Below are 6,257 nucleotides of genomic sequence, written 5' to 3'. Positions count from 1 at the left end.
CTCAAGTTCCTCAAGTGTCATTCGAGCCTCATGGGAATGCCTGCATCGGCCATGTATTCCTTGGCCTGCCGGATCGTGTAGTCGCCGAAGTGAAAGATCGACGCCGCCAGAACCGCGTTCGCCCCGCCCTTGATGACGCCCTCCGCCAGATGCTCCAGCGTGCCCACCCCGCCAGATGCAATGACTGGGACGTCCACGGCGTCGGAAATGGCGCGGGTCAGAGGCAGGTTGAAGCCCGCGCGCGTGCCGTCACGGTCCATTGATGTCAGCAGGATTTCGCCCGCGCCCTTGGCGACAACCGTGCGGGCAAACTCTACAGCGTCGATACCGGTGGGCTTGCGCCCGCCGTGGGTGAAGATCTCCCACTTGCCAGGGCCGACTGTCTTGGCGTCGATGGCGACCACGATGCATTGGCTTCCAAACTGGTTGGCCGCCTCTTCCACGATGTCAGGGTCCTTTACAGCGGCTGAGTTGAAGCTGACCTTGTCGGCACCTGCGAGGAGCAGCGCCCTCACATCGGCGACACTGCGCACCCCGCCGCCCACAGTGAGCGGTATGAAACACTGTTCGGCGGTACGGCTGACAACGTCGAACATCGTGCCGCGGTTTTCATGCGTGGCATGAATGTCGAGAAAACAGATCTCGTCTGCTCCAGCCGCATCATAAGCGCGCGCCGATTCGACCGGATCGCCGGCGTCGATCAGGTCGACGAAATTCACGCCCTTGACCACCCGACCATCGGCAACGTCGAGACAGGGGATGATACGGGTCTTGAGCATGACTTGGCTCTCACGAAGGTTTCACGCGATTGTTTATGGGGAATCGCGGCAACATGCCAGAGACTGGGGGACTGAATTGACGCGAGCAAGTTTGAAAAGGAAATTGGATATGAATTTTGCAACCTGGATCACGGTCGCAGCCCTTTCGGTCATGCCGAGCCTCGCCGTGGGCGAGATCGTCAATGTGAAGGCTAAGCGGAGTGTCGCCGAAACCATGGATGCCCTGGAAGCGGCGGTGAACGAGGCAGGAGCCACGATCTTTGCCCGTGTCGATCACGCGGGCGGGGCCGCATCTGCTGGAATGGAACTTGCGCCGGAGGAACTCCTGATCTTCGGGAACCCGCAGCTTGGCACCCCCGCGATGCAGGCGGACCCGTTGGCCGGGCTTCACCTGCCACTCCAGGTGTTGGTCTATCAGGATGATGCCGGGCAGGTCTGGCTTGCATATGAAGACCCCGCCGCCACTCTCTCCGAATTGCAGGGGATCTCCGACGATGCGCCTTACCTTGCAAAGATGAGTGGGGCGCTTGAAAATCTCACGAAACGTGCGGCTGGAAACTAGGCGAGGAGCTGCAAAGCCTCTTTGAGGTCAATCGCACCGTCATAAAGGGCGCGACCGGAAATCGCACCATTCAGGGGTGCCCCGCAATCGCGCAATGCCTTGAGATCATCGAGTGAGGAGACCCCGCCCGATGCGATGACAGGGATGGAAACGGCATTTGCCAGCGCCGCTGTTGCTTCGATATTGGGGCCTTTCATTGCGCCGTCGCGCAGAATGTCGGTGTAGATGATAGCGGCAACGCCCGCGTCTTCGAAGGATTTGGCCAGATCTGTCGCGTCAATATCCGTTTCCTCGGCCCAGCCTTTGGTTGCGACCATGCCATGACGTGCGTCGATCCCAACGGCGATCTGGCCGGGGAATTGGCGCGCGGCTTCGCGCACCAGTGCCGGTTTCTCCACGGCCACTGTGCCGAGTATCACTCGGGCCAGCCCTTTGGACAACCACCGTTCGATCGTTTCGATGTTGCGAATACCACCGCCGAGTTGCGTGGGCACATCGGTCTGCGCGAGAATCGCCTCAACAGCGGCCGCGTTTACCGGCTCGCCGGCGAAGGCGCCGTTGAGATCGACAAGGTGCAGCCATTCACAGCCGGCCCGCACGAAATCGAGTGCCTGAGCGGCAGGATCTTCGTTGAACACTGTCGCGCGGTCCATTTCGCCATGCAAAAGTCTCACGGCGTGACCATCCTTGAGATCGATCGCTGGGTATAGGATCATGAACCTTGGTCCTTTCTCGTTTCGTACGCGCTTTTGCATGGCCGTGCGTAAAATGCAACTTGGCCCGAGAAGCTGCTTGATCGCAGCGCAAGGGGTGCGCATATCTCATCAGGAGGCGTCGATATGAAAAGATTGGTCATGGCGGCAATGGTGACGGCGATTTGGTCAGGTTCTGCCGTGGCCGATCCGGCAGAAGGCATGTGGAATACCGAAGTTGATGACGGGGCATACGCACATGTCGCGATGCAACCTTGCGGTGAGAATATCTGCGGTATTATTGCGCGAACGTTCAATTCGGATGGTGAGTACAATTCACCCAACAAGGGCAAGCTTCTTGTGCGCGACATGCAAGCCAATGGCGACGGAAGTTATGCGGGCCGGGTTTGGCGTCCATCGAATGACAAGGTCTATACCGGCACGATGCAGGTCAATGGTGACAGCTTGACACTCAAGGGATGCGTGGCCGGCGGGTTGATCTGTTCAAGCCAGGAATGGACCCGGATCGAATGATCAAGGCCGCCAACCAAGAAAATTCCCGATAATGCGCAGGCCCGTCGACTGGCTTTTCTCAGGATGGAACTGCATCCCGATGATGTTGTCGCGGCCGACGATGGCCGTGATCTCTTCACCGTAATCGACATGCGCGATCCGATGGTCCGGATCGTTGACGCGGAAATGATAGGAATGTACGAAATATGCGTGGCGTCCGCTGTCGATTCCGCCCAGAACCGGGTGCTTTCGGTCAATCACCAGATCGTTCCAGCCCATATGCGGGACCTTGAGAGACGCATCTTCGGGCTCGATGCGGCCGACCTCGCCGCCAATCCAGTCGAATCCGGAAGTTTCCTGGTATTCCAGCCCCCTGGTTGCCATCATCTGCATCCCGATACAGATTCCCATGAATGGGCGCGCCCGCGTGATCACGGCCTCCTCAATCGCCTCGAAAACGCCACGGTGATCGAAGAGCGCCTTGCGGCAAGCCGGAAAGGCACCGTCGCCAGGAAGGACGATCCGGTCCGCTGCGCGGATCAGGTCGGGATCGGATGTGACATGCACCTCGCCCGCGCCGGTTTCGCGTGCCATGCGCTGAAAAGCCTTCTCGGCGGAATGAAGGTTGCCGGACTCATAGTCGATAATCGCCGTGATCATGTGAACTAGAGCGCCCCTTTAGTCGACGGAACGGTATCGCTCTTGCGTGGATCCGTTTCGAAAGCGTCACGCAATGCACGCGCCACAGCCTTGAACGTGGCCTCGGCCATGTGGTGGCTGTTGATCCCATGCAGCGCCTCGACATGGAGGGTGATGCCGGCATGTGTGCTAAGGGCTTGAAAGAATTCGCGCACCAACTCGGTGTCGAATGTTCCGATCTTTCCCGTCGGAAAGTCGGCTTTCCAGACGATATAGGGTCGCCCGGACAAATCGAGCGCCGCCCGCACCAAGGCATCGTCCATCGGCAGAAGGCAAGCGCCGTAGCGACGGATTCCGCGCTTGTCGCCAAGGGCCAGTGCCAATGCCTGACCGATCGCAATTCCGACGTCTTCGACCGTGTGGTGAGCGTCAATGTGTAGATCGCCCGCGCACCGCACCGCCATGTCGATCAACGAATGCCGTGCGAGTTGGTCCAGCATATGATCGAAAAATCCTACCCCGGTTTCAATATCATAGTTGCCTTGTCCGTCGATATCGAGATCAACGCTGATTCTCGTCTCAGCCGTCTCACGGGTGATCTGGGCCTTGCGCATCGTTGGTTCCTTCACATGTCCTGGGCCGCTTATACGCAGCCGAACGTGCGCTTCCAAGTGCTTCGATGAGCTTCGTGGGGTGGCCGTCCTTGGTTGCCAGACAAGCAGGTTTTCATTCTTCGGGAAAATAGTGTTGGCTTGATACCATCGGTTACTGAGGTAGATCGCTCGTGAGATCATTCTCCGGACACTGCGCCGGACGTTTCCAGGGGCGCAACGTGAGGAGCCTTGCGGATGCCCTGACAACCGGAGAAACCTGATACGCAAGCGTGGCGGCCGGTGTGATTGGCGGCATCAAAGTGTCGGACAAGAAAGAAGATGCGCTGTCATGCGGCGACGGGAACGACCCGTTCTGTAATGATCACACCCTCGCCGCCGTGGTGCCGCACCAAGGCACATGGGCATGTATTGCGTAGCAGCGGTGCGCGTGCCAGTTTGAGGCTGACGCTGCAAGAAAGGGATGTTGATGAGCTCGTGTGTTTTCATTCAACTGCGCTGCAAGCCCGGGACGACTTACAAGGTGGCCGAGGAGATCGTGCTACGCGAGCTGCATTCGGAACTTTATTCAACCAGCGGTGAGTATGACTTGATCCTGAAAATCTATATCCCGAGAGATCAGGATGTAGGCAAGTTCATCAACGATAATCTGCTCGATATCGAGGGAATCGAGCGGTCATTGACGACCCTCACATTCAATGCGTTCTGAGAAAAGCCGGGATACACAGCGAAGCTACGCGACAATGATGTCGCATAGTGTTTCCTTTTGGGAAATATGGAGCGGGCGATGAGATTCGAACTCACGACCCTTACCTTGGCAAGGTAATGCTCTACCCCTGAGCTACGCCCGCGTCCTTGGGTGAGGGGGAGATATGAAATCTAACACGGGGCTGCAAGTGAAAAAGCGTGTCTTGACCCAAGTTTTTGGATTCGGCCCCGCGTGCTCTTCTAGCCTACCGAATTATTCCTCCAACTCGATCAAGAGATCCTTGGCATCGATCTGATCGCCTGGTGCGACATGGACCGCTTTGACCTTACCAGCTCGCTCGGCATGTATTCCGGTTTCCATCTTCATGGCTTCGATGGTCAAGAGAAGCCCCCCGTCATTTACCGACTGCCCTTCGGCGACAATAACGCTGGCCACGACGCCGGGCATCGGTGCTCCGATATGGTTGGAGTTTCCGACTTCGGCCTTTGGCCGCACGGCGGTTTGGGATTTTACAAGCCGGTTCGGCACCCGGATGACGCGCGGCTGCCCGTTCAATTCGAAAAACACCTTCACGTCACCATCTTCTCCGGTCTCACCAATAGCCTGAAGCCGGATCTCGAGGGTCTTGCCCGGGTCGATTTCGGCGCTGATCTCTTCTCCTGGCTCCATCCCGTAGAAAAAGGTTCTGGTGGGCAGGGTGCGTACGGGGCCATAGATCCGGTGCCGCCCCATGTAATCGAGGAAAACCTTGGGGTACATGAGGTATCCGTTCAGGTCTTCGGAATCGGTCTTGAGGCCTTCGAGTTCTTCCGAGAGTTGTTCGTGTGCCGCTGCGAGGTCGACTGGTTCGAGATGCTTTCCCGGACGTTCGGTATTGGGGGCTTCGGTCTTGAGAACCTTCTTGACGATGGCTTGGGGAAATCCGCCCGGCGGCTGGCCGAGATTGCCACGCATCATGTCGATGACCGAATCGGGAAATGCCACATCAGTTTCGGGATCCTCGACATCGGCACGGCTCAGCCCCTGGCTGACCATCATCAATGCCATGTCGCCCACGACCTTGGAGGATGGCGTGACCTTGACGATATCGCCGAACATCCGGTTCACGTCGGCATAAGCCTGCGCCACCTCGGGCCAGCGTTCTTCGAGCCCGAGCGCACGCGCTTGGGCCTTGAGGTTGGTGAACTGGCCGCCGGGCATCTCGTGCAGGTAAACCTCGGATGCAGGCGCCTGAAGGCCACTTTCGAAAGCGACATATTGCGCTCGCACGGCCTCCCAGTAATGCGAGATTTCGCGGATGGCAGCGATGTCGAGACCGGTGTTGCGTTCGGAATGGGCCAGCGCTTCGACAATCGAGCCGAGGCAGGCCTGAGAGGTGCCACCCGAAAATGCATCCATCGCTGCATCCGCAGCGTCCACTCCGGCTTCGGCGGCAGCGAGAACGGTGGCACCTGCAATTCCGCTCGTGTCATGGGTGTGGAAGTGGATCGGCAATCCGACCTCTTCTTTCAAAGCCTTGAAAAGGACGTGTGCCGCAGATGGCTTGAGCAACCCGGCCATGTCCTTGAGACCCAGAACATGGGCCCCCGCCGCCTCCAGTTCCTTGGCCATGCCAACATAGTATTTCAGATCATACTTTGCCCGATCCGGGTTGAGGATGTCACCGGTATAACAGATTGCCGCTTCGCAGATCCGGTCGTTTTCGATCACGGCGTCCATCGCGACGCGCATGTTCTCGACCCAGTTGAGGCT

Annotated in this window: 8 protein-coding genes and 1 tRNA gene; 3 read left to right on the top strand and 6 right to left on the bottom strand. The window is 58.2% G+C overall.

What is annotated here, in order from left to right; translation table 11 throughout:
* Positions 1-17: 17 nt before the first annotated feature.
* Positions 18-779: an imidazole glycerol phosphate synthase subunit HisF gene (hisF, locus tag ACESL9_RS16490; protein WP_372611113.1), complete on the bottom strand. Its 762-nt coding sequence runs from the start codon at positions 777-779 to the stop codon at positions 18-20.
* Positions 780-888: 109 nt separating this feature from the next.
* On the opposite strand from hisF, the gene ACESL9_RS16485 reads away from it, so the two are divergent.
* Positions 889-1,341: a DUF302 domain-containing protein gene (locus ACESL9_RS16485; RefSeq protein ID WP_372675219.1), complete on the top strand. Its 453-nt coding sequence runs from the start codon at positions 889-891 to the stop codon at positions 1,339-1,341.
* Here the strand turns inward: ACESL9_RS16485 and hisA are convergent.
* Positions 1,338-2,057 (bottom strand): 1-(5-phosphoribosyl)-5-[(5-phosphoribosylamino)methylideneamino]imidazole-4-carboxamide isomerase, encoded by a 720-nt coding sequence (hisA, locus tag ACESL9_RS16480; RefSeq protein ID WP_372611109.1) that lies wholly within the window; start codon positions 2,055-2,057, stop codon positions 1,338-1,340. The two genes, ACESL9_RS16485 and hisA, sit on opposite strands and share 4 nt — an antisense overlap.
* A 123-nt stretch (positions 2,058-2,180) precedes the next feature.
* On the opposite strand from hisA, the gene ACESL9_RS16475 reads away from it, so the two are divergent.
* Positions 2,181-2,567, top strand: coding sequence for a DUF2147 domain-containing protein (locus ACESL9_RS16475; RefSeq protein WP_372611107.1), 387 nt, complete (start codon positions 2,181-2,183; stop codon positions 2,565-2,567).
* Here ACESL9_RS16475 and hisH read toward each other — a convergent pair whose 3' ends face one another.
* Positions 2,568-3,206 carry an imidazole glycerol phosphate synthase subunit HisH gene (gene hisH / locus ACESL9_RS16470; RefSeq protein ID WP_372611105.1) on the bottom strand — a complete coding sequence of 213 codons (639 nt, stop codon included), beginning with the start codon at positions 3,204-3,206 and terminating at the stop codon, positions 2,568-2,570.
* A 5-nt stretch (positions 3,207-3,211) separates the two neighbouring features.
* Positions 3,212-3,799, bottom strand: a complete 588-nt coding sequence (hisB, locus tag ACESL9_RS16465; protein WP_372611103.1) for an imidazoleglycerol-phosphate dehydratase HisB — start codon at positions 3,797-3,799, stop codon at positions 3,212-3,214.
* A 466-nt stretch (positions 3,800-4,265) separates the two neighbouring features.
* On the opposite strand from hisB, the gene ACESL9_RS16460 reads away from it, so the two are divergent.
* A complete protein-coding gene (locus tag ACESL9_RS16460; RefSeq protein ID WP_372611101.1) occupies positions 4,266-4,505 on the top strand; it encodes an Lrp/AsnC ligand binding domain-containing protein in 240 nt (79 codons plus the stop codon).
* 67 nt (positions 4,506-4,572) lie between these two features.
* Here the strand turns inward: ACESL9_RS16460 and ACESL9_RS16455 are convergent.
* Positions 4,573-4,647: transfer RNA gene (locus ACESL9_RS16455), tRNA-Gly, on the bottom strand.
* A 110-nt stretch (positions 4,648-4,757) separates the two neighbouring features.
* Positions 4,758-6,257, bottom strand: a 1,500-nt coding sequence (locus tag ACESL9_RS16450; RefSeq protein WP_372675218.1) for a biotin/lipoyl-containing protein, incomplete at its 5' end; no start/stop codon positions are given.

Origin of the sequence: Aquicoccus sp. (genome assembly GCF_041686535.1) — a bacterium.
GTDB lineage: Bacteria > Pseudomonadota > Alphaproteobacteria > Rhodobacterales > Rhodobacteraceae > Aquicoccus.
This window is presented reverse-complemented; position numbering and strand designations above follow the sequence as displayed.

What these genes read in the sequence shown, in the direction of transcription:
- hisF (WP_372611113.1), bottom strand. Translation starts at nt 779, where the DNA reads ATGCTCAAGACCCGTATCATCCCCTGTCTCGACGTTGCCGATGGTCGG.
- ACESL9_RS16485 (WP_372675219.1), top strand. Translation starts at nt 889, where the DNA reads ATGAATTTTGCAACCTGGATCACGGTCGCAGCCCTTTCGGTCATGCCG.
- hisA (WP_372611109.1), bottom strand. Translation starts at nt 2,057, where the DNA reads ATGATCCTATACCCAGCGATCGATCTCAAGGATGGTCACGCCGTGAGA.
- ACESL9_RS16475 (WP_372611107.1), top strand. Translation starts at nt 2,181, where the DNA reads ATGAAAAGATTGGTCATGGCGGCAATGGTGACGGCGATTTGGTCAGGT.
- hisH (WP_372611105.1), bottom strand. Translation starts at nt 3,206, where the DNA reads ATGATCACGGCGATTATCGACTATGAGTCCGGCAACCTTCATTCCGCC.
- hisB (WP_372611103.1), bottom strand. Translation starts at nt 3,799, where the DNA reads ATGCGCAAGGCCCAGATCACCCGTGAGACGGCTGAGACGAGAATCAGC.
- ACESL9_RS16460 (WP_372611101.1), top strand. Translation starts at nt 4,266, where the DNA reads ATGAGCTCGTGTGTTTTCATTCAACTGCGCTGCAAGCCCGGGACGACT.